This is a genomic window from Aliiroseovarius sediminis (genome assembly GCF_022678485.1).
In the GTDB taxonomy this organism is placed as follows: Bacteria; Pseudomonadota; Alphaproteobacteria; order Rhodobacterales; family Rhodobacteraceae; genus Aliiroseovarius; species Aliiroseovarius sediminis.
Window position 1 is genome coordinate 234915 of sequence record NZ_JALBYP010000018.1, and the last position, 20994, is coordinate 255908.

Annotated in this window: 19 protein-coding genes and 2 tRNA genes; 12 read left to right on the plus strand and 9 right to left on the minus strand. The window is 56.6% G+C overall.

Features of this window, described 5'->3' with window-relative positions; genetic code table 11:
* Positions 1–5 precede the first annotated feature (5 nt).
* The 5 genes from MN186_RS01250 to MN186_RS01270 all read left to right on the plus strand — a co-directional run bounded on the left by MN186_RS01250 (position 6) and on the right by MN186_RS01270 (position 6033).
* Positions 6–1043 (plus strand): cysteine synthase A, encoded by a 1038-nt coding sequence (locus MN186_RS01250; RefSeq protein ID WP_242111008.1) that lies wholly within the window; start codon positions 6–8, stop codon positions 1041–1043.
* Entirely contained in the window at positions 1040–3526 is a 2487-nt protein-coding gene (locus MN186_RS01255; RefSeq protein WP_242111009.1) for a DUF3772 domain-containing protein, read from the plus strand. The genes MN186_RS01250 and MN186_RS01255 overlap by 4 nt, the downstream gene beginning before the upstream one ends.
* Positions 3510–4247 carry an alanyl-tRNA editing protein gene (locus tag MN186_RS01260; RefSeq protein ID WP_242111010.1) on the plus strand — a complete coding sequence of 246 codons (738 nt, stop codon included), beginning with the start codon at positions 3510–3512 and terminating at the stop codon, positions 4245–4247. The genes MN186_RS01255 and MN186_RS01260 overlap by 17 nt, the downstream gene beginning before the upstream one ends.
* A gap of 159 nt (positions 4248–4406) precedes the next feature.
* Positions 4407–4496, plus strand: a tRNA-Ser gene (locus MN186_RS01265).
* Between the two features lie 496 nt (positions 4497–4992).
* Entirely contained in the window at positions 4993–6033 is a 1041-nt protein-coding gene (locus tag MN186_RS01270) for a hypothetical protein (protein WP_242111011.1), read from the plus strand.
* Between the two features lie 424 nt (positions 6034–6457).
* Here MN186_RS01270 and MN186_RS01275 read toward each other — a convergent pair whose 3' ends face one another.
* Positions 6458–7045 carry a hypothetical protein gene (locus MN186_RS01275; RefSeq protein WP_242111012.1) on the minus strand — a complete coding sequence of 196 codons (588 nt, stop codon included), beginning with the start codon at positions 7043–7045 and terminating at the stop codon, positions 6458–6460.
* A 290-nt stretch (positions 7046–7335) separates the two neighbouring features.
* Between MN186_RS01275 and MN186_RS01280 the strand changes: the two genes are divergently transcribed.
* The 3 genes from MN186_RS01280 (at position 7336) to MN186_RS01290 (ending at position 9161) form a co-directional block, all read left to right on the plus strand.
* Positions 7336–7521 (plus strand): hypothetical protein, encoded by a 186-nt coding sequence (locus MN186_RS01280; RefSeq protein ID WP_242111014.1) that lies wholly within the window; start codon positions 7336–7338, stop codon positions 7519–7521.
* 144 nt (positions 7522–7665) lie between these two features.
* A complete protein-coding gene (locus MN186_RS01285) occupies positions 7666–8298 on the plus strand; it encodes a tyrosine-type recombinase/integrase (RefSeq protein ID WP_242111016.1) in 633 nt (210 codons plus the stop codon).
* A 341-nt stretch (positions 8299–8639) separates the two neighbouring features.
* A complete protein-coding gene (locus MN186_RS01290) occupies positions 8640–9161 on the plus strand; it encodes a hypothetical protein (protein WP_242111018.1) in 522 nt (173 codons plus the stop codon).
* 486 nt (positions 9162–9647) lie between these two features.
* On the opposite strand, the gene MN186_RS01295 is transcribed toward MN186_RS01290, so the two are convergent.
* From MN186_RS01295 to MN186_RS01315, 5 genes are all read right to left on the minus strand, one after another.
* Positions 9648–11141, minus strand: coding sequence for a DUF3987 domain-containing protein (locus MN186_RS01295; RefSeq protein ID WP_242111019.1), 1494 nt, complete (start codon positions 11139–11141; stop codon positions 9648–9650).
* Positions 11138–12037, minus strand: coding sequence for a DUF7146 domain-containing protein (locus MN186_RS01300; RefSeq protein ID WP_242111020.1), 900 nt, complete (start codon positions 12035–12037; stop codon positions 11138–11140). The genes MN186_RS01295 and MN186_RS01300 overlap by 4 nt, the downstream gene beginning before the upstream one ends.
* Positions 12034–12315 (minus strand): hypothetical protein, encoded by a 282-nt coding sequence (locus MN186_RS01305; RefSeq protein ID WP_242111021.1) that lies wholly within the window; start codon positions 12313–12315, stop codon positions 12034–12036. The genes MN186_RS01300 and MN186_RS01305 overlap by 4 nt, the downstream gene beginning before the upstream one ends.
* A gap of 17 nt (positions 12316–12332) precedes the next feature.
* Complete coding sequence (locus MN186_RS01310; RefSeq protein ID WP_242111022.1) at positions 12333–12527, minus strand: helix-turn-helix transcriptional regulator; 195 nt, start codon at positions 12525–12527, stop codon at positions 12333–12335.
* Between the two features lie 315 nt (positions 12528–12842).
* The gene (locus MN186_RS01315; RefSeq protein ID WP_476726579.1) at positions 12843–14090 is read right to left on the minus strand and encodes a tyrosine-type recombinase/integrase; all 1248 of its coding nucleotides are present in this window, start codon (positions 14088–14090) and stop codon (positions 12843–12845) included.
* Positions 14091–14769: 679 nt separating this feature from the next.
* Between MN186_RS01315 and MN186_RS01320 the strand changes: the two genes are divergently transcribed.
* Positions 14770–16401 (plus strand): alpha-D-glucose phosphate-specific phosphoglucomutase, encoded by a 1632-nt coding sequence (locus tag MN186_RS01320; protein WP_242111024.1) that lies wholly within the window; start codon positions 14770–14772, stop codon positions 16399–16401.
* Here the strand turns inward: MN186_RS01320 and MN186_RS01325 are convergent.
* Positions 16394–16801, minus strand: coding sequence for a hypothetical protein (locus MN186_RS01325; protein ID WP_242111025.1), 408 nt, complete (start codon positions 16799–16801; stop codon positions 16394–16396). The two genes, MN186_RS01320 and MN186_RS01325, sit on opposite strands and share 8 nt — an antisense overlap.
* A gap of 263 nt (positions 16802–17064) precedes the next feature.
* Between MN186_RS01325 and MN186_RS01330 the strand changes: the two genes are divergently transcribed.
* The 3 genes from MN186_RS01330 to MN186_RS01340 all read left to right on the plus strand — a co-directional run bounded on the left by MN186_RS01330 (position 17065) and on the right by MN186_RS01340 (position 19645).
* On the plus strand, positions 17065–18036 hold the full coding sequence (locus MN186_RS01330) for an ABC transporter substrate-binding protein (RefSeq protein WP_242111206.1): 972 nt from the start codon (positions 17065–17067) through the stop codon (positions 18034–18036).
* Between the two features lie 62 nt (positions 18037–18098).
* Positions 18099–18881, plus strand: a complete 783-nt coding sequence (locus MN186_RS01335) for an ABC transporter ATP-binding protein (RefSeq protein WP_242111026.1) — start codon at positions 18099–18101, stop codon at positions 18879–18881.
* Positions 18881–19645: an ABC transporter permease gene (locus tag MN186_RS01340; RefSeq protein ID WP_242111028.1), complete on the plus strand. Its 765-nt coding sequence runs from the start codon at positions 18881–18883 to the stop codon at positions 19643–19645. Before MN186_RS01335 ends, MN186_RS01340 begins: the two co-directional genes overlap by 1 nt.
* Before the next feature lie 249 nt (positions 19646–19894).
* Here MN186_RS01340 and MN186_RS01345 read toward each other — a convergent pair whose 3' ends face one another.
* Both MN186_RS01345 and MN186_RS01350 read right to left on the minus strand, forming a co-directional pair.
* Positions 19895–20164, minus strand: a complete 270-nt coding sequence (locus MN186_RS01345; protein ID WP_242111029.1) for a hypothetical protein — start codon at positions 20162–20164, stop codon at positions 19895–19897.
* 723 nt (positions 20165–20887) lie between these two features.
* Positions 20888–20962, minus strand: a tRNA-Asn gene (locus tag MN186_RS01350).
* Between the last annotated feature and the right edge of the window lie 32 nt (positions 20963–20994).

The following is a 20994-nucleotide window of genomic DNA, read 5'->3' on the forward strand; positions in this document are numbered from 1 at the left end:
ACAAGATGGATATCAAGCAGGATCTGGAAGCAACTGTCGGCAATACACCGTTGATTCGACTGAAAAAAGCGTCCGAAGAAACGGGTTGCGAGATTCTAGGCAAGGCCGAGTTCATGAACCCCGGCCAGTCGGTCAAGGACCGGGCGGCGCTTTATATCATCAAGGATGCGGTTGCGCGTGGCGACTTGAAGCCCGGCGGGACCATCGTCGAAGGGACGGCAGGTAACACGGGGATCGGGCTGGCGTTGGTCGGGGCCTCGATGGGGTTCAAGACGGTGATCGTGATCCCGGAAACCCAGTCCGAGGAAAAGAAAGACATGTTGCGTCTGGCTGGGGCCGAATTGGTGCAGGTGCCAGCGGCACCCTATCGCAACCCTAACAACTTCATCCACTACTCGCGCCGTCTGGCCGAGAAATTGACGGCCACCGAACCCAATGGGGTGATCTGGGCCAACCAGTTCGACAACGTCGCTAACCGTCAGGCGCATATTGAAACCACCGGGCCGGAAATCTGGCAGCAGACCGATGGCAAGGTCGATGGTTTCGTCTGCGCGGTGGGGTCGGGCGGCACGCTGGCCGGGGTTGCGATGGCGCTGCAACCCAAAGGCGTGAAAATCGGCATCGCGGACCCGATGGGCGCGGGGCTTTACAGCTATTACACCACCGGCGAGATCGCGATGGAAGGCGGCTCGATCGCCGAGGGGATCGGGCAGGTGCGGATCACGAAGAACCTTGAGGGGTTCACCCCCGATATGGCTTGGCAGGTGCCCGATGAAGAGGCGCTTCCGATCATTTTTGACCTGTTGCAAGACGAAGGGCTTTGTCTTGGTGGTTCGTCCGGCATCAACGTGGCGGGCGCTATCCGCATGGCGAAAGAAATGGGGCCCGGCCATACGATTGTGACGGTTCTGTGTGATTACGGCACGCGGTATCAGTCGAAACTGTTCAACCCTGAATTCCTGAGGGAAAAAGAGCTTCCCGTCCCCGGTTGGCTTGATCGCGGCCCCGTTGTGTTGCCTGAAGCGTTTGAGGATACTGAATGACTCGCGCCCTAACCGCTATATTTGCGGCTCTTCTGTTTGCGCTGACCGCGTTTGCCGCGGTCGGGCAAAATAGCGATGCCTCGTCGGAGGAGGCGCGGACAGCCGCCTACGAGGTCCTTGACGATGGCTCGCCCGACTATGAGGCATGGGAGCGACTGGCAAGCCAGGTCGAAGACGCAATCGAGCTTGAGCGCGCCTCGGACGCCGATCTAGAGAAACTGCGCGCGGCGTTGATTGACTGGCGCAATCTGTTTTCCGAGGCGCAGAAGGAAAACTCGATCCGCATCGATACGCTGAAGACGCAATTGTCGACGTTAGGGGCTGAACCGGAAGCACCAGAAGAAGAACCAGAAGTCCTGACCCAACGCCGCCGCGAATTGACCGAAAGGTTGAACGCCGCCCGTTTGCCGGTTCAGGAAGCGCAAGAAGCGTATTCGCGCGCTGATGTCCTGATTCGCGAGATTGACGCGCAAATTCGGGCGCGTCAGACCGACCAGATCCTTGCGCTTGGCCCAAGCCCGCTGAACCCCGCGCTGTGGCCCCGTGCGCTGTCGGACCTGAAAACCACGCTGGACCTGTCCATCGTCGAGCTGCGCGACAACTGGGGTAGCGAATCGCAGCGACAGGATTTGCGCGACGACCTGCCGGTGACGCTGACGCTTCTGGCCATCGCCGTGGTGCTTCTGTTCCGCAGCCGTGTGTGGATCATGCGGCTTGGAAAACGGATGCGGGCGAAACGAAAAGGGTCTTCCCGCGGTGTGATCGGGTTTCTGACCTCGATCGGTCAGTTTCTGGCGCCGCTGACCGGACTTTTTGCCTTTATCGCCGCGCTGAACCTTGCCGGAGTGCTGGGGCTGCGCGGCCAAGTGATTGCCGATGTGCTGCCCGGCTTCGGCTTCGTTCTGTTCGGCAGTCATTGGCTGGGCACGCGGTTGTTCACATCGCACACCGGAAGCAGCGCCCTGATCGACCTGCCCAACGGCACCCAACGAACCGAAGCGCGTGTTAATGTCGGCTTGCTGGGTTTGGCACTGGGTGTCTGGGCGATTTTGACCAACCTGGCTGCTTTCGAAGAATATTCCAGCGGCACGGTTTCAGTTCTTGCGTTCCCCGTTCTTCTGGCGACCGGCTATCTGTTGGCGCGGACCGGACGCACGCTGCGCCAATACGTGCAGGCTCATGCGGATCGTGACGGAATGACATTCCGTGAACGTGCCGTATTGTTTATGGGGCGCGTTTGTCAGGGTGTCGGGCTGGGCGCGCCCATCGCAGCCGCTATCGGGTATACGAACTTGGCGGCTTCGATCCTGTTTCCATCGGTCATGACGATGGCCGTCATCGCCGTTCTTGCCCTGCTGCACAGTTTTTTGACGGGCCTCTATGGTGTCTTGCGGAACCTCAGCGAAGATGAAGCGCAACAGGCATTGCTGCCGGTGTTGATGACCGTCATGATGGTGATCCTGTCGCTGCCGCTTCTGGCGCTTTTGTGGGGTGTGCGCGCGGCTGAACTGGCCGAGCTTTGGGCCACGTTCCAACATGGTTTCCAACTGGGCGAAGCGCGCGTCACGCCGCGCACTTTGATGGTTTTCGCCCTGATCTTCGCGATCGGCTATGCCGCCACCCGCGCCGCACAATCCGCTTTGCGCACCACAATCCTGCCCAAAACCAAGCTGGACAAGGGCGGACAGAACGCCATTTCCGTTGGTGTCGGTTATGTCGGGCTGTTTCTGGCTGCGGTCATCGCGATCACGTCGGCGGGGATCGACCTGAGCTCTGTCGCCATCGTTGCAGGTGCCTTGTCGGTTGGTATCGGCTTCGGCCTGCAAACCATTGTGTCCAATTTCGTCTCGGGCATTATTCTTTTGATCGAGCGCCCGATTTCCGAGGGCGACTGGATCGAGGTGGGGGGCGAAATGGGCTATGTGCGCGACATCTCGGTGCGCGCCACCCGGATCGAGACGTTCGACCGCACAGATGTCATTCTGCCCAACAGTGACCTCGTGTCTGGCGTCGTGACGAACTTCACACGCGGCAATTCAATCGGCCGGGTGATTGTGCCGGTCAGGGTTGCCTATGGCAACGACACGCGCCGGATTGAAACGATCTTGATGGAAATTGCCGAAAACCACCCTATGGTCACGGTGAACCCGCCGCCATCGGTGGTGTTTCAGGGCTTTGGCGCCGATTGTCTTGAGTTCGAAATACGCGCTATCCTAAGCGATGTGAACTACATGCTGTCTGTGAAAAGCGAGATAAATCACGAGATTGCCAGCCGTTTTGCCGAAGAAGGGATCGAGATCCCCCATGCACAGCGCGATATCTGGCTGCGCAACCCCGAGGCGTTGGCCGTGGCGGCAGGTGATGAAAAACAGACCCACTCCGATGATGCGACGGCCAGATCGCCCAGCAATGACGCCCTGACCGTCGAAGATATGCATCGTACTGATGACAGCGATGGAGAGAGTGATGGCGGCGACGACTGAGCCTCTGTTTCGCACCGATGCCTATCTGAAACAGGCCGATGGCCACGTCGTGGCGCATACGGACCACGGCGTGGTTCTGGACCGCAGCATCTTTTATCCGACCGGCGGCGGGCAACCCGGTGACCGCGGGCAGTTAAGTTGGGATGGTGGCACGATCAAGATCATCAACACCTTGAACGACACATCGGGTAAGGCCAGCGCGGGGATCGCCCTTGTCACTGATCACGGTGCGGCATTGCCGCCGGTGGGCGCGCAGGTGTCCCAAGCCATCGATTGGGATCTACGCTTTCGGCATATGCGGATGCACACTGCGCTGCATCTGTTATCTGTTGTCATTCCTTTGCCTGTCACCGGCGGCCAGATTGGCGCCGAGAAATCTCGCCTTGATTTCGCAATGGAAAAACCACCTGATGACAAGCAAGCGATCGAGGACGCCCTGAATGCGCTGATCGCTCGCGATCTGCGGATGTCTGAGCGCTGGATTACGGATGACGAACTGGCGGCCAATCCTGACCTCGTGAAAACAATGTCCGTTCAGCCACCCAAGGGGGCAGGGCGCGTACGTCTGGTGCGCATAGGTACGGAATGTGAACAGATCGACCTGCAACCCTGTGGCGGCACCCATGTGGCGCAGACTGCGGAAATCGGGCGTGTTCGGCTGGGCAAGGTCGAAAAGAAAAGCCGCCTTAACCGGCGATTCAGCATTCACTTGGATGACTGATTTCCCAAATGAGAGGCGGTTCTCGGCCAAAGCTTGAGGCCCCTTCACCCCACAATTTTGACAACCTGCTTGGCGCGCCTGCGACGCGCGATAAGATCATGTACGAAATTCGCAATCACATCTTGAACCCGCTTGGCCTTTTGCTGTAGCAACGCCCTCGGAGCGGTGGCCGAGTGGTCGAAGGCGCACGCCTGGAAAGTGTGTAGGCGGGGAACCGTCTCGAGGGTTCGAATCCCTTCCGCTCCGCCACTTGCCTATGTAAGATATTGGTATTTAATACTTTTTTATTTTAATTGATCTTTATCCCCCACTTCATCCCCCAGAAAAATTCCGATGTCTTTGATTGCTTTGCATTGGGTATGAGGCTCGGCACAATTCGACGCGTTTGTTAAGTCCGGCCCAGACCGGCCACTCACCACCATCCGGCCATGCTGCGGTGCAGCCCGGCTTTGCGGCCATTCGCTGCACCTGCGAAATCTGGCGTCGGGCGAATTCACGCAGTGCGGGACGAAGTGAGAATTCGCTACTACTACGCTAACGACCGCTATCGCGCTTCGTTATCCCCGCATGGTGGTCAGCGACAACGGCACCAAGCTTAAGCGGGACTGATCAACAGTTTTAGCCGGATACTTGGCTTACATGTACCGACATGATATTAGTTCGACTAAAGATATGGCGAAATCGGTCGAGCGGTTAAGAAGTCATTTCTCCGCTGTATATTTAGAATGCCCACCCGAGAAGTAAGTTGAAACCAAAAAACCTCCTCGCTTGTGTATTTTCCCTCAGCCTGCTCAATGCACCAGCATTCGGGGCTGACCTCTCTGTTTGGCGGTCATCAATGATGTCTGGGTCCGAGAAGCTGGCATTCTATTCTCTTGTAAAAACCCGTCCCAAGGGCGCTGAGCGATATCTGATCAGCTTTATGAAACGTGACGGATTGGCGCATCGGAAAGGTGAATCACCTAGAAAGTTGGCGGCGGAGTTCACAATCAAGCCACTTCTTGCGTATGATAGCAATCTGAACAACGGGCTACCCGGTTCCGAATTTGCTATTGGCGACTTGAACTTCGTTGTTGATGAAGAAAGTGTTGCGAAAAAAGGAATAACTCTGGGAATAGCTGCGTCGGGCTACAGTTTGTATAGTATAGCACCCAAACAAACTGTCACATTCAAAATTGCGGCAAGCTATGAATATGCGCCGGAACATGATCTGGACAAAACAGGTATCAACGCGAGCACCTGCTTGCAGTCCCATGTCGCAAGATGGACATGGATCAACAGTTGCGGTGGCTATCGCTACCTCAAGAAAACATCCGAAACTGAAGAAAAGTATGCCTCTATCAGAGGTACTCAGATGTTCTCATCAGCTCTGGGTCATCACGAAGCGAGCATTGCGTTCGAGAGAGGGTTTCGTGAAGATTACACAAAGTCTAGAGCCACTTTCAGTTTGCTGAGTGCAGTGAAAGGGGTGGGCGCCGTCCATACTGGCATCCGATGGGGAGAACACATCGAGCAACGTCACACCACGCTAAGCGGGGCTACCATTGCTCTGACCCGACCTGTCTTCGGAAAAACCACATCAATTTCGTTTGATTACTACCGAGCGGGGGGTGGCACACATTTCGGGCAACCTAGAACAGACCATACATATACTCTGATGGTAAGACGGCCAATAAACGAACACATCATAGCGAGCGTTGGTTATCAGGTTAACGACTCAAACATCGACTTCTACGGGGAGCATCAAATCCTGTTGGGCCTTGATCTGAAGGCTTGGCGCTTTTGACCCGAGCTAGCGGTCACGGTATTTCTTAGCTGTGCCGCTGAAAAGCGATCCGGTGGGGGAGATATTATCGGGCAAAATCGGTCTGAGTTGGCAGGGGACGTTACAACCTAATCATTGATAAACATCGGATAGCTACTTCAAGGCATTCCAGCAGTCATCCGCCCCGCCGCTCTGGCCAGAAACCAATCTCCCGCGCTGCCCCAATATTCGTCGTTGAGATTCACGAGAATAGATATGCAAAAATTTGCGCATAGCGACTTACTCAGGAAGGCAGTTTGAGCAAACCTGATGATTAATGCTATATGCGGCGTACCGGGTCGGAGTATCATCAGGCTGACCGATCATCCATATAACGAGTGGCGAGGAACTGACATTGCCTAGGCGTTTGTCAGACCCCTCGCCGGATCAGGCCGAACGGTCCTCATTATTGGCCAGCTACAAAGGCTCCGCTTACACCTCCGCCTGAGAATGAGCCCTTCAGGTGGCTGGCGGACGCCCCATCCACCGAATCGTAAATCTGACCATCTGCATCACCTTCGAAGATCAGCAGAACAGGCGTATCGGATTGATTAGAACCAGCGACATCGCGTTCAATGTTGCCTGCCATCTGAGAAGTAAAACTACCATCATTGGCTATTTTGCCATTGGTCAAATCTATCTGTCCGCGAAGCTCATAGTTGTGGGGATCGAGATCCTTCCACGAAGTCATTTTGCCTTCAATCTCTTGTGTATCGAAGTCAGCCGCGAGTTTTGCATCAGCAGTCCCGCCGAACCCCCCAAAATCAGCCGTTGCAACCCCATTATAGGTCGCTTTGCCTTGAAGGCTGCTAACATCGCTCGGCGCAGTCAGGTCAATCTGCGCCGCGAGATCTCTGAACTCCGATGAACGGTCGAAGTTATCGTCACGGGTCGACCCGCAGCCCGACGTCAAAGCAACGGCCCCCAACGCCGCGATCACAGCAAAACGACGGCCAATTGAGTGAATTTGAGATACTGCTAAGTGCATATCCAACCTGCCTATTTTCCAATTAAGTTGTGGAGCAAGAATGAACTTTTCTTCGGCGTCATGCTAGGATGTTTGGAGAGGATTTTCTTGGCACTGTTGCATTATAGTCAACCACTGGTAGCTGAAGGACAACGCAGTGTTTATTGTCTCGGAGTGGTCGAAACTCTTTCTGCCTTTGTGCAAACCCGGGTTGGGAATCGCGTTAAAATCTACTTGGGACGAGCAAAAGAGACCTTGTTGATGGTTCAGTTGGGCAGGACTTACCTGTCTGGCAGCAAACGCGTTCATCGAATATCATGATTGTCACGCCCAGCCGAAAATCTGTTTCTGCGACAACGAAAGCGTCCAACGAAGTGCTCACCAACTACCTTGAGAGAATGCTCAAGAGCAACCAACAGCAAAATGGAACATTTGATATTTCAAGCGCCATAGACCGATGGAAAACTCCATGTAGTATTGTCACGGTTTTTGGTCAGGACTGAAGAAGCCTACACTCGGCCATAGCGCAGCATCGGTCAAAATGGGCTCGGAGCCGACGTCGGATACAATGCAGCTTCATGTGATATGATGCCTTGTCAACGTCGGGTTGTCGATGTGGAAGGGCGTGGTGGATCGGAGATTCCATCATGGAAACATCAAACTTACCGGCCATCCGCGCACTGCGCCCAGCATGGAACAAAGGCCGGATCGTCGGCCAAAAACGGCCGCTCAAGCCCAAACACGTCTGGGCAGTAAGGGTGCGGCTGGAGCTGGCCGAGAACCATCGTGATTTAGCTCTTTTCAATCTTGCCATCGACAGCAAGCTGCGTGGCTGCGATCTGGTGAAGATGAAGGTGGTCGATGTCATGGCGTCAGGTCAAATCAAGGAACGCGCGTCGGTGCTGCAAAGCAAGACCCAGAAGCCAGTGCGGTTTGAGATTTCGGAAGGCACCCGTGCATCGCTGGCACGGTGGATGCAGGAACCTCTTATGATCGGATCTGAACATCTTTGGCCTGGGCGCTTTCACGAACGGCTCCATATCTCGACCCGCCAGTACGCGCGGATTGTGCGAGAATGGGTGAAATCCATTGGCCTGGAAGCCAGCGCATACGGCACGCATTCAATGCGGCGCACAAAGGTCACGCAGATCTACAAGAAGACCGGCAACCTGCGAGCGGTCCAACTTCTGTTGGGGCATACCAAGATGGACAGCACTGTCAGATACCTCGGCGTTGAGCTTGAAGATGCGCTGGCCATCGCTGAGGCTATTGAAATCTAAGCGATTGGGCCGTCTTCACGGACGGCCCACAACGGCCGCTGGTCGACGTATCTGATGCCGCGCCGCAGCTTCGCCAGAGCGGCCATTTATCGGTCGCGCAGCGTGTTCGCATCGCCACGGTCAGCAAGGCGGGCCTTTCGCCCCTCGTCGTATGAAAAAGTCCGCGTTTTACTTGCCGGCTGGAGTGCCCCCCAAGTGCGGTCAATCTTTTACCACTATCAAAGTTTCCAGAACGTGATACGATCTTCAAACTTTTGGCCGCCTGTCAGAAGCGGGGGGATACAAAAAGGTAAGAGGGTCAATTAAATTTCTGACCGCCAAAATAAACGGGGGAATTATAGATGACTAAGTACTTGAAACACCGGAGCGCACTACTTGCAACCTTGCTTTGCACCTCTCTCGCGGCCTGCGAGACTACGTCTCAAACGCACTCCACATCTAGCTCGAGCAATGGAGATCGCAGCTATTGCGATGAACGCCCGGCCGTTTGCGCGCTGATCGGTGTCGTTGTTGTGGGCGGCGTCATTGCACTTGCCTCAAGCAGCGGCGGTGGCGGCGGCAGCGCAGGTGGCGGAAATGTATCCAATGCGTCGGATAGCCGGGTGAAGACAGATGTACGCTTTGTCGAGCAGCTTGAGAATGGCATCAATCTCTACGCTTTCCGCTATACCGGCGACGATCGCGTCTTTGTGGGCGTGAACGCCGAAGAAATCCGGGATGATCCGCGTTATGCCTATGCGCTCCTTGATATGGGCAACGATATCCTTGGCGTAGATTACCAGGCCCTCGGATTGGTCATGATCAACGAGGCGGAAATGCGCGCGGCCAGCAATGAAGTCATCCTCAGGGCCGCCCCTTTATAGAAATCAAGACATAGGCGGTGGCATCGCTCTGCGCCGCCGCCTTGCTTGCTCACGTCAGAGGCGCACGCACAGCGGTGAAAGTTGATCCCAATTTTGTCGAATAAGTTACCGCCGTAAGGAAAAGATGCGCCCCATACCTCTCGGGCCTCCTTAGAATCTACTTCCGGACCCGCAAGACCGGAAGCGGGAAATCTGCAATATAAAGGCGAACGGTAGTAGCATTTTGCGTCGCAGAAGTTACGGATGCGAACAATCGGTATCCTTGGCAGGGACGTACGGCTGCATCTGTCTCGGCTTGCAAAGTGCAGTTTCCGCGCACTGCTGCCGTTCGTGACCGGTGCGGCGAGGGTCCGGAAACCGTCCCCCCCCGCCCTGACCAAACCGACAAAACCGACAAAACGCCTCTTTGGTGGATCACGTACTCAATTCTGTCAGTTAAGTCAGTTCTGTCAGGGCGGGTCTTGATGCAACCCGCCCCGACAGTGCTCACCCGCTCAACACCGCCGGATTGACCAGGTACGCCCGCGAGGGTCGCCCGCCACGTGGGTTTTTCTGCATCTCAACGCTGCGCAAAAGGTTATTCTCCTCAAGCACATGCAAGACGGGGTTCACCTCGGCGGCGGTGCCAAGCCCCGCGCGATCCAGGCGCAGAACGTCGCGGGATGTGAAGCGCTGCCAGGCGTGCTCACGGATGATCTCGACCAGGCGCATGGCGGCCCGCTCCAAGCGCGAGACAGAGGCGTCCGCATAAGCCCGCCGGGCCATCGGAAGCGCGTATAGCTCCACCAGGTCCGCCGCCCGGCTGAAGGTCTCTGCGTCAATCTCGTGCGGCTGATCACAAGCCATGGCAACCCAGTCCAGATGCGCCAGGATCAAGGCAATCCGTGCCGTCAGCCCAGGCAATTTGCCTATGTAAGATAACATTAGGCCCTCGGCCCCGTTCTCCCAGTCCCTTACGTTATGGCGAAACGTATCCAGCCGATCCTTGGCCCCCTCATCAAAGGGCAAGACCCAGGGGCGCTGTTGGTCATGTTCATCGGTCATAAGCTGAAGGTCGTGAAGCCGCCCCAAAGCGCGATGGATAAACGCGTCATCAGGCGCGGAACGTGGGCGCATGATCGGCACGGGATCGGGCCAGATCGGCAGGAAGCGCGCAAGCAACCCGTCATCATCGGACTTCATCAACAGGCTGCGCAACCGGTCCGGCTGAATTGATCCGGTCACACCCACCGAAAGCCGGTCGATATAAAGCGGTTCACGGCCCATCCGCTCAACCCGGTAGCCCCGCCCGCCATAGGCTTCCAGCCAGAACGGGCGATCCGACCCACCGCCCGCATAGCGCGTCATGCCCATCAGCCACCCGGCCAATTCATCGCGCGCCATCAACGTGCCGCGCGGTTGATTTGCCAAGATCACGCCCAACCGCTCGACCGTGCTGTCTGTGACCGACAGGCAGGGTAAATGGCGTTCCTGCCCCGGATCGGCTTCGTCCGGTTTGGACGGCAGGTCGTCACCGGCCTTGAGCGCGGCCTTGGTTGCCTCTTTCCAGGCGCTTTGCGCGATCTTTGCCACCTCGGCCCGTTCAGACCATTCGGCAAGATCGGCCTCGGCCCCTTTGCGCATATCGCGCTCAAGCTCTTTCAACGAACTCAACACCGCATCAAGCCCCGGTGATTTGTTCGAGGATGGCGCACCGATCAACATGGTCCAGAGGATCGGCGGCTCGGACCAACCCGCCCAAGGCGAGACCCACCGGGTGTTGCCAATGGCCGCGCCCGCCGTGGCAAGCAGACCCGCCATAACGTAATCCGGCGGGGCAGACTTGGCCTCGGCGGCATCGCTGATCCATTTGGCCCATTGCGGGGCAAAGATGCGGTCAAGCGGTAAAGCGGGCGCGGGCGGCAGTCCCTTACGTAAGAAACGCGGCGATGGTTCGGCCCAATCCTCTACGTAAGGTATAGGCTTCAGATGTACGGTCATGCGGCCACCGCCTTTCCCAACAAGACATCGTTCCAATCAAACCCCTCGGGCGCGGGCAACATCATTACGTGCCAACCCAGGGCGTGTGCGCGGCGCGCGAGCGTTTGCGCGGCCTCACGCCCATGCCCATCCCCATCAGGTGCAATGATCAGATCACCAGCGCGATTGGGAAGCGTTACGTTAGCTAATCCGCCCGCGCTCAACGCGGCCCAAACCTCGGCGGAGCGGTTCATCAATCCGCTGGGCAAAGACAAGGCTGTCTCAATCCCCTCGGCAACGACCAGGTTTGACGTGGGCGACGGCGGCGTCAGACGCACCGCGCCACCGCGCACCGATCCAAGCATGGCTTTAGGGCTTTCAACCTCGGCCTTGGCGCTGCCGTCCTTACGTAAATATGTGCGGTGGACGGCAAAGCGCGCGACCCCATCGACCCGCGCCACGATGGCGGGCAATCGCTGGGCGCTCTTATGCCAGCAACTCTCTACGTATCGTAAACTATGCGGCAAGGCGCACGTGATTCCGCGCGCTCTTAGGTAACGCTCCCCTAATGTAGATGTTATGGGCTGGCCGCTGTCCCATAGCATACGGGCTTGGCGTGCACGCTTCTCCGCCTCGGCCTGCTTTGCTTTGCGATTTGCCGCGATCTCGACCCGGCTTGCCAGGGTGCTGCCGATTGTGGTGCGCGTCTTGTGATCCATAAGCCCACGCGTCTTGAGCGCGTCCATCACGGCCCCATAAGCGCACCCTGCATGGCAATGCACCAGCAAGCGGCCATCGACACCCACACCCAGGCTTAAACTGGGCGCGCAATCTTCATGGGCGGGACAACAGGCAAGCCCGTTTTGTCCGCGCCATGTCCCGCCAAGCGTGCGGGTGATATGTTCAGCCAAGATCATTGCCGCACCTCGCAGGCAAACCGCGCGGGTAAAGCGTCCATGCATGGATGCAGAGGCGCGTTGTGCGCCTGTTGAAGCCGGATCAGCGCTGTTTTGGTGGTGCAGTAGCCAAGATTGCGCCAAGCCGCCCCCAACACGGATATTTTGAAGCGCTGCTTTTGCAAGACCCATTGCAGCCCGTGACGACAGACCACCACGCGGTAAAGCCCCATACGGAACAGCTCGGCGCGGTAGTTGTCCGAGGTTTCCCGCACGCTCAGATCAACGGAGCGCGCCACTGTGCAATTGTGCATATTCATTGAAACACCCCGCCCAGGCTGCGTGCCTTGAACCAGGCCTCAATGTCGATGGCTCGCCATCCAACAGCGCGTTTGCCCAGCTTGATCGGCTTGGGGAATGTCCCCTCGGCCATCATTGCGTAAAGGGTCGAGCGTGACAGCCCGACCAGTTGTTCAACATCCGGGCGTCGATAGATTTTGTTCTGCGTCATGTATGACCGCCTCCCGTTTGCCCTAGGTCGATCCTTGTTTTGACCTCGGGCGTCTTGGGCAGTATTGAAAGGTCAGGGATTGCCGTTCCAAGCGTCCTGAAGTCTCGTCGGTTCCGACACGCGACGACAACTGCCCATCAGTGCCGCGTGGAACCGATCTAGGCACGTGGAATCCGCGCGTCAAATGACCCTACAGGTTGTCGTTATTATTGATCTATAACAAGGCCTTGATCCACTATTGGGGGGATTACATATACATAGGCGAAAAATAATTTGAAAAACCGCCAATAAAGTTACTTTTTGCCCTTCGCGCGCTCAATCTGAGGCGCTTGATTGGCCGTTCAGCACCGCTGCCCAGTCCTCTAGCATCGCACGACGACGACTCAGCATGTCCGTCCGGCGATAGGCGCGCTCAACCTCGCTGCCAACCGTGTGCGCCAGGGCAAGCTCGGCCAAAACATGGTCATATCCATGTTCAGCCGCCCAGTCGCGAAAGGTGGATCGCAACCCATGTGGCACCGCAGGACGGCCTGAGCGGGCGTCGAGATAACCGGGACCTCCCGCCTGTTCTTCGGCTTTCTGCATTTTGCGCATGACAGCGGATAGCGACATGTCAGACAGCATTCCGCCTTGAGGGGCGAAGAACACAAAATCGCTGCCTTCCAAACGCGGCAGGTCGCGCAGAAGTTTGACCGCCCCCTCTGGCAACGGCACGCGATGCTCTCGCCCCGCCTTCATGCGATTTGACGGTATGACCCAAAGCGCTTCATCCAAATCCACTTCGTTCCAGGTCATACCGCGCACCTCACCTGAGCGCGTGGCGGTCAGGCAGAGAAACTGCAAGGCGCGGGCAGAATTGCCGCCCCGCGTGGCGAGCGCGTCCCACCAGCCCGGCGCATCCTTGAGCGTGAGCGCGGCATGGTGGCGGGTTTTGACGATCTTCTCGGGTTTGGGCAGAAGCTCAGATAGAAACCCTTTGTAGCGCGCTGGGTTGTCGCTTTTGCGGTGGTTGGCGACAATGGCCCAATCAAAGACTTTCTCGATCCGGCCCCGCAAGCGTCGGGCGGTTTCCGTCTTAGTCAGCCAGATCGGCTCCAGGATGCGCAACACGTCCTGTACCATCACCGCTTCCATCGACATATGCCCGATGGCCGGGATCGCATAATTGTCCAGGGTCGAGCGCCATTGCTTGCGGTGCTTGTCGTTGCGAAACTCCTTGAGCTTGATCTCAAGATAGCGATCCACCGCATTGGCAAAATTCATATTGCCTTTGTCTATGTTGCGCTCGACGCGCGGGTCTTTGCCATTGCGCACCATCCGCTTGTTCTCAAGCGCATCCTCGCGTGCCATCGCCAGAGTGCTAATCGGAAAGCTGCCAAGCCCAAGCTCAACGCGCTTGCCGCCGACAACCACGCGCTGCACCCATTGCTTGCGGCCCGCCTTGTCGAGCCGTAGGTAAAGTCCCGTGCCTTTGCCGTCATGGTACTTACCAGGCGCGCGAACCTTGCTCACTAAGGCGGCTGTGAGCCCTGAATTTGGTCCTGGTCGGTTTGAAGTGGTCACCAATCTATCCCCCTATCTATCCCCCAATAATTGTCGGATACAGCGGGAATATGCAAGACGTTAGTGGAACACGAACTCACCTATATAACTATAATAAAAAGGATATTAATGGACGTTGTGGGATCGGCTCGCACTGTATTATGGCTGCCTTCCGCTCCGCCATTATCCCCCAATTGCGAACCAGTAACACCGCCCTGACGGGCACGGATTTTTACGTGTTATCAAAGGGGCTTGCGAAAAATGACCGAACCCCATAGCCGCGCCGCCTAAGCGAAGCTGGGCTCAGAGTGCCCCGCAGTCTCAGTTTGGGCGAACCTCGTCCGTTGCGGTTCGTTCCACTTTTACCGTTGCTTTTCAGTATCCTGCTTATGAACCCCGCCAAAACCCAAACGCGCGTCCCAAACGATATCGATGGTAACATAAACAGAACACGCGGTAGGCGGGTTGATCGGGATGCGTAGGGCGCGTCAAAGCCATTCTGTGGAAAAGGAAAAAGATCAAGAAACCGACAATCCCGCAAGGCCGCTTGCAACATCAAAAACAAGCCGCATAATCGATCACACAGAGGAGCCAGAGCCCACAATGCTCAAATAGCTTTGATGTCTCATTTATTTGACGATGGACACTGAAGACATGCGAGAGCAAGGTCGATCAAACCCCGGAAGAATGGAGAAAAACGATGGTCTTCAAGACTGTTCAGACCAGGCCCATTAAGGGGCAGAAGCCGGGAACATCCGGATTGCGTAAGAAGACGGCCGTGTTCCTTGAACCAGGCTATCTGGAAAACTTCGTGCAATGCATCTTTGACGGCACGGGCGGCGCGGCGGGCAAGACCTATGTCATTGGTGGTGATGGTCGGTTCCTCAACACGCAGGCCATCGGCGTGATCATCAGGATGGCCGCGGCCAACGGGGCAGCGCGTCTGATCGTGGGGCAAAACGGTATTCTGTCTACACCTGCCGCCTCGAATCTGATCCGCAAGTATAAAACCGATGGCGGGATTATCCTGTCAGCCAGCCACAATCCGGGCGGCGAGAGGGGCGATTTCGGTATCAAGTTCAACGCCGCCAATGGGGGGCCGGCGCCAGAAAAGATAACTGATGCGATCTTTGCCAAGACGCTTGAGATCACGGAATACAAGATTGCCGACCAAGAAGCCGGAGACATCGGCAAGGTCGGGACCTTCACCCTTGGTGATTGTCGGATCGATGTCGTTGATCCCGTCGATGACTATGAAACGCTGATGCAGGATCTTTTTGATTTCGACGCCATCAGCAGCCTTTTTGCGGGTGGGTTTCGCATCTGTTTCGACGCCATGCATGCGGTTACCGGGCCTTATGCCACACGTATCCTCGAAGACACATTGGGCGCGCCCAAAGGATCGGTCATCAACGCTGTGCCGTTACCGGATTTCGGTGGCGGGCACCCGGACCCTAACCCGGTCTGGGCCAGCGAACTGGTGGCGATCATGAATAGCGATGACGCACCAGATTTCGGGGCTGCTTCGGATGGCGACGGTGACCGCAACATGGTCATGGGCAAGGGCACGTTCATTTCGCCGTCCGACAGTCTTGCCTTGCTGACGGCTTACGCGCATCTGGCCCCCGCTTATTCGGGCAAACTTGCGGGCGTGGCACGTTCCATGCCCACAAGTCAGGCGGTCGATCTGGTCGCCAAGCGTTTGGGTATTCCATGCTTTGAAACGCCAACCGGATGGAAGTTTTTCGGCAATCTTCTGGACGCGGGCAAGGCCACGCTATGCGGAGAAGAAAGTGCCGGCACCGGGTCTAGCCATATTCGCGAGAAAGACGGGCTTTGGGCGGTACTGCTTTGGCTGAACATTCTGGCCCGTGACGGGCGCGACATTGTCCAATTGCAAAGCGATCATTGGCGCAACCTTGGTCGGAACTATTATTCGCGCCATGATTACGAGGAAATCCCGACGGAAGCTGCCGAGGCGCTGATGGCGGCTCTGCGCGGACGCCTCGCTGATCTGCCCGGCACGGCGGTTGCGGGATTGGAAGTGAGCACCGCGGATGACTTCGCGTATCGCGACCCAATTGATCAAAGCCTGACCAAGGCACAGGGCGTGCGCATTGGTTTCACAGACGGCTCTCGCGTCGTGATGCGCCTCTCGGGCACGGGCACCCAAGGGGCCACGCTTCGCGTCTATCTGGAACGCTTTGTCGACCGCAGCGGCGATCATAAGCAAAAGGTACAAATGGCTCTTGCCCCTGTGATCGCAGCGGCAGAAACCCTTGCAGACATAACGAAACACACCGGCCGAAGCAGCGCAGACGTCATCACATGAAGCATCGCGCAGGCCCAAAAAAACCAACATGACCTTGACTGGAAAATCCATGAAAGCCCTTAACGCCACAAGCCCGTTTTCCAGCGCAATCTGCGAAAGGCAGGCATCTAGAAACTTGGGGCGCCTCAACCCCTAATTGGCCATAAGGTTTGTTGTCGGCGCCGCTGAGCAGATGGCGCGTCAACTCCGTGAGATGCAAGTTGTCTGCTGTGACGCGCCAGATTAGATCAACGACATGCATTTCCTCAAGCCTGCGCAGTCCCTCGTTCAGCAGGTCCCCGGCGAGTGCCCGTCGATCTTCGGGCAGGCGGTCGTGCAGCAGGTGGGCTTCGGCGGTAGCCAGTTGATCGTAGCTCGGGATCTCCCGACGGATGATCTTGCGAGAACTGGTGGCTATCATATGACAATCAGGGTTGAAGATTTTTGGCGGGCTAGATCTTCAGAGTTTGAAGGTTTTACGTGAATAACGAAAAAATAATACCCTCTTGATTACGCGGGTTATATTTCGCAGGCTCCCTGGACGGACAGTGTTTTCCAATAGTGTGACCGGAGTGCAATAGAGACTGTAGAGATCTCTTTATCCGGGTGTACAGAAAAAACAGGGAGAGAGAAATGAAACATCAGGGGATAGGACGCTTCTTGGGAGCGTGCGCGTTTGCTGGCATGGCGCTTTGCTCAAGCGCTGCATTGGCGGAAGTGGAGATGCCATTTGCGCTGGATTGGAAGTTTGAAGGGCCCGCTGCCCCTTACTTTCTGTCGATCGAGAACGGCCACTTCGAAGCCGAGGGGCTTTCGGTTACCGTATTGGAGGGTGCCGGTTCGCTTGATGCGATTCCAAAAGTTGCCACTGGGGCATTCCCTGTGGGCTTTGCCGATATGGCATCTTTGATGAAATTCATCGACCAAAACCCGGGGGCGCCTGTTACCGCGGTTATGATGGTCTACGACAAACCTGCGTTCTCCATCGTCGGACGCAAATCACATGGCATCGAAAAGCCAACTGATCTGGAAGGTAAGATTCTGGGTGCGCCGCCGCCCGATGGCGCTTGGGCACAGTTTCCTGTCTTTGCCGCCGAAAACAATATCGATGTCTCCAAAGTGACCGTCGAACCTGTCGGTTTCCCGACGCGCGAACCCATGCTGGCCGAGGGTAAAGTCGATGCAATTGCCGGCTTCTCGTTCACGTCATCGTTGAATACAATGCGCCTGGGCGTTCCCGAAGATGACATTACTGTGCTTCTTATGGCCAACCACGGGCTTGCGCTTTACGGGAATGCGGTGATCGTAAATACCGATTTTGCCGAAGAAAACCCTGATGCCGTCAAGGGTTTTGTGCGCGCCATCGCTGCGGGCTGGAAAGATGCGATTGCTGATCCCGCCACGGCCGCCCAGATCCTTGCCAACCATAACCCGGCGGTGGATACGGATTTCGAAACGCGGCGCCTGAAGATGTCGATCGATGACAACGTTTTGACCGACTATGTCAGGGAAAATGGCATGGGCGGCATCGATGCTGACCGAATGGATCGATCAATCGAGCAGATGAAGATGGTGTATGAGTTCGTCAACGAACCCGACCGGGAGCTTTATTTTGATGACAGCTTCCTTCCTGAAGAGCCGCTGAAGATCAACTGATCGCGTCCAGCCCCCATCGGTTCATGCGGTGGGGGCTCGTATTTTCCCGGAAAGCTTCTCGTATGAACCTTATCGAAACTAAGGGCGTTCATCACGCCTACGAAACCCCTATGGGCCCGCTTCCGGTATTGGCCGGTCTGGACCTCGCCATACCCGAAAGCAGTTTTTGTGCCGTTGTCGGGCCTTCCGGTTGCGGAAAGTCGACCTTGACCCGACTGATCGCTGGCCTTTTGATCCCGGATGAAGGCGAAGTCTGGCTGGATGGGGCGCAAGTAAAGTCACCTCGCAAAACCGTTGGCATGGCTTTTCAAAATCCGGTGCTTCTGGAGTGGCGCACGATATTGGAAAACGTCATCTTGCCGTTGGAAATTGTCGCACCCGGTATGCCGCGCAAACAGCGCGTAGATCGCGCAATGGAATTGCTGGACATGGTCGGCTTGACCGGGTTCGAAAACAAGCGCCCCAGCGAACTGTCAGGAGGCATGCGCCAGCGTGCTTCTCTGTGTCGCTCGATCGTCCACAAGCCCAGAGTGTTGATCATGGACGAACCCTTTGGTGCGCTTGATGCGTTCACGCGCGAAGATCTTTGGCAGACCATGCGCGACCTGCGCGCCGCCGAACCATTTACCGGGGTTCTGATTACCCATGATCTTCGCGAAAGCGTCTTTCTTGGCGATCAGGTTGTCGTGTTGTCCGATCGTCCCGCCCGCACCCAGCACGTGTTGGATGTGACCCTGCCTGCCGACCGTACCCTGGATATTCTGTACACACCCGAGGCGGGTGAAATGTTGCATGAGTTGCGCGACCAGATCCGCATCGCACAAAACCGTAACGAGGCAGCGTGATGAACACTCTTAAAAAAGTTGGCGTTCCTATCGTATCAATCGTAATTTTTCTGCTGTTTTGGGAGGGTCTTGTCTGGATCAATGACTGGCCAAAATACAAGATGGCGGCACCCTCTGATCTGCCGGATGCCTTTTGGAAATTCCGCTGGCTTTTCCTTGAAATGGGGTGGCAGACGCTTTGGCGTACCGTGATCGGATTGGTGTTGGCGGTGTTGGTTGGCGGCGCTTTGGGCATGATCATGGGGCTTTCTCAAATCTTCCGGGGCGCACTCTATCCTTTGCTGGTCGGCTTTAACGCCATCCCCAAGGCGACATTGGTGCCGGTCATTGCGCTGATCTTTATCGGTCAACATGACTTCAATACCGTGTTGATGGCGGTCATGATCTCGTTTTTTCCCATCGCGGTCTCGGTCAGTATCGGCCTTTCCACGCTGGAACCCGAGTATCGCGACATTCTGCGGGCCCTCGGCGCATCGAGATTTACGATTTTTCGAAAAATCGCCCTCCCCAAAACCCTGCCGGAATTTTTCGGAGCCCTGAAGGTGTCGGTGACGCTGGCCTTTATCGGAACGAACCTCGTAGAGATTGTTTCACCCCACGGGCGCGGTCTTGGGGCGCTTTTCAAATCTGGGGAAATCAATGGCAACTACCCGCTGATGTTTGCAGTCCTGATTGCTTTGGCCATCCTTGGTATCGTTCTCTATTATCTCGTCGTTATCTTCGAGAAGATATTTGCAGGATGGGCTGAACGCCCGCAAACCTGAAGTCACTTGCGAGACTTGGTGCAATTGCGCCTGGGTGTCAGCGCGACGTCACGGTTGGTCTGGTTTGCCCGTGGGCGTTCAAAAGGGACAGGCTGGATAGCTTCTTCCGACGGCATTGCGATGTGCCAGGATGCTGTGGGTTACCTCAGAGGTGGGATGTTAGCTGTTGATCGCCGCTAAGAACTGACCCGGTATCGGCAGCGGCGAGGCCCGCGATCTCTTTACGAAGCGCCCCTGTAAAAGCGCCAATCATAGGCGACCCATAGATGCCGTTGCGGTAAATTTTTTCGAGCCCGGATCGGTCTGGTGGTATTCAGACTTCGATCCTGACCAAACCGGAGATTTGAACAGACGGCGCGGCATAGCCTTGGTAAACGCCCGTTTCTTATCGCAGTTGCGGAAGGTGTCCTTGCGGCGCAATTTGCCGGATCTGAGCTTGAGATTGATCGCAATCCCCTCATCTGAGGCCCATTCGACGATCTGGCCCAGATGCTCAAGGTGGCGGTTGATCGTACCCATGGACAGCGCGACTTTTTCGCCGGCAGTTTGGCGGCGCGGGCCATGATCTCTTCTCGGGTGGCATTGCGGTCAGCGGGGCTTTTGCCCCAGCTTTTCGGCTGCTTGTAAAGCGCTGCGCTAAAACCCTTGGCAACCGTTTGCCGGATTGGGCGCGCGTCGCTGATGCCCGTCAGCGTGGTAGACAGGCCCCCAAAGCTCTTATATTGGCGCAAGGTTTTCTCCTCAATGCCTTCACTGCGCTTCCCGTTGTCCAGGCGCGAGACAACGGCCGGCATCTTGGGATCAAGAGTGTCAGGGTCTCCCGCAGCAGCGTGACATGTTCCGCACTCAGACGATCCACCGGTCTCTCCGTCGTCAGCGCGACGGCCAGGTCTATGAGCGCGGTCAGCGCGCGGACAAGACATGTCGCTTTAGAAAAGACGTCGGTGCGAAGTGAAAGACAGAGGGCCGAAGTTTGATCAGGGTTCGAAATCCTCGCGAGGGCCCTGGGCAGGCGTCGCCGGAAGAAGAAGCCCAAGGGCCGTTTTTCGAGGTAGGGCATATGTGCGACTCTGGCCATGGCCGGGTGCTCCGAAATGAATTTCAGGGCATCCTGGAGTCGCGACCGTGTACCTGGTCGTGCACCGCTTCGTGCACGCATTTGTGCACCGGTTCGTGCACGTGCACGGGTGGCTCCGACTCCGGTCGGGGCTCAACCAATGAAATCAACCACTTGGGGGATTTTGGCTCCGGCGGTAGGGATCGAACCTACGACCAATTGATTAACAGTCAACTGCTCTACCGCTGAGCTACGCCGGAACACTTGGGCGATATAGCAAGAGCGATTCCGG

Bases quoted from the DNA above. Each gene is read 5' to 3' on its own strand.
- MN186_RS01260 (WP_242111010.1), top strand. From the start codon at position 3,510: ATGGCGGCGACGACTGAGCCTCTGTTTCGCACCGATGCCTATCTGAAA.
- MN186_RS01310 (WP_242111022.1), bottom strand. From the start codon at position 12,527: ATGACGCAGAACAAAATCTATCGACGCCCGGATGTTGAACAACTGGTC.
- MN186_RS01250 (WP_242111008.1), top strand. From the start codon at position 6: ATGGATATCAAGCAGGATCTGGAAGCAACTGTCGGCAATACACCGTTG.
- MN186_RS01295 (WP_242111019.1), bottom strand. From the start codon at position 11,141: ATGACCGTACATCTGAAGCCTATACCTTACGTAGAGGATTGGGCCGAA.
- MN186_RS01290 (WP_242111018.1), top strand. From the start codon at position 8,640: ATGACTAAGTACTTGAAACACCGGAGCGCACTACTTGCAACCTTGCTT.
- MN186_RS01255 (WP_242111009.1), top strand. From the start codon at position 1,040: ATGACTCGCGCCCTAACCGCTATATTTGCGGCTCTTCTGTTTGCGCTG.
- MN186_RS01330 (WP_242111206.1), top strand. From the start codon at position 17,065: ATGGCGCTTTGCTCAAGCGCTGCATTGGCGGAAGTGGAGATGCCATTT.
- MN186_RS01325 (WP_242111025.1), bottom strand. From the start codon at position 16,801: ATGATAGCCACCAGTTCTCGCAAGATCATCCGTCGGGAGATCCCGAGC.
- MN186_RS01340 (WP_242111028.1), top strand. From the start codon at position 18,881: ATGAACACTCTTAAAAAAGTTGGCGTTCCTATCGTATCAATCGTAATT.
- MN186_RS01345 (WP_242111029.1), bottom strand. From the start codon at position 20,164: ATGGGTACGATCAACCGCCACCTTGAGCATCTGGGCCAGATCGTCGAA.
- MN186_RS01320 (WP_242111024.1), top strand. From the start codon at position 14,770: ATGGTCTTCAAGACTGTTCAGACCAGGCCCATTAAGGGGCAGAAGCCG.
- MN186_RS01335 (WP_242111026.1), top strand. From the start codon at position 18,099: ATGAACCTTATCGAAACTAAGGGCGTTCATCACGCCTACGAAACCCCT.
- MN186_RS01280 (WP_242111014.1), top strand. From the start codon at position 7,336: ATGATTGTCACGCCCAGCCGAAAATCTGTTTCTGCGACAACGAAAGCG.
- MN186_RS01285 (WP_242111016.1), top strand. From the start codon at position 7,666: ATGGAAACATCAAACTTACCGGCCATCCGCGCACTGCGCCCAGCATGG.
- MN186_RS01300 (WP_242111020.1), bottom strand. From the start codon at position 12,037: ATGATCTTGGCTGAACATATCACCCGCACGCTTGGCGGGACATGGCGC.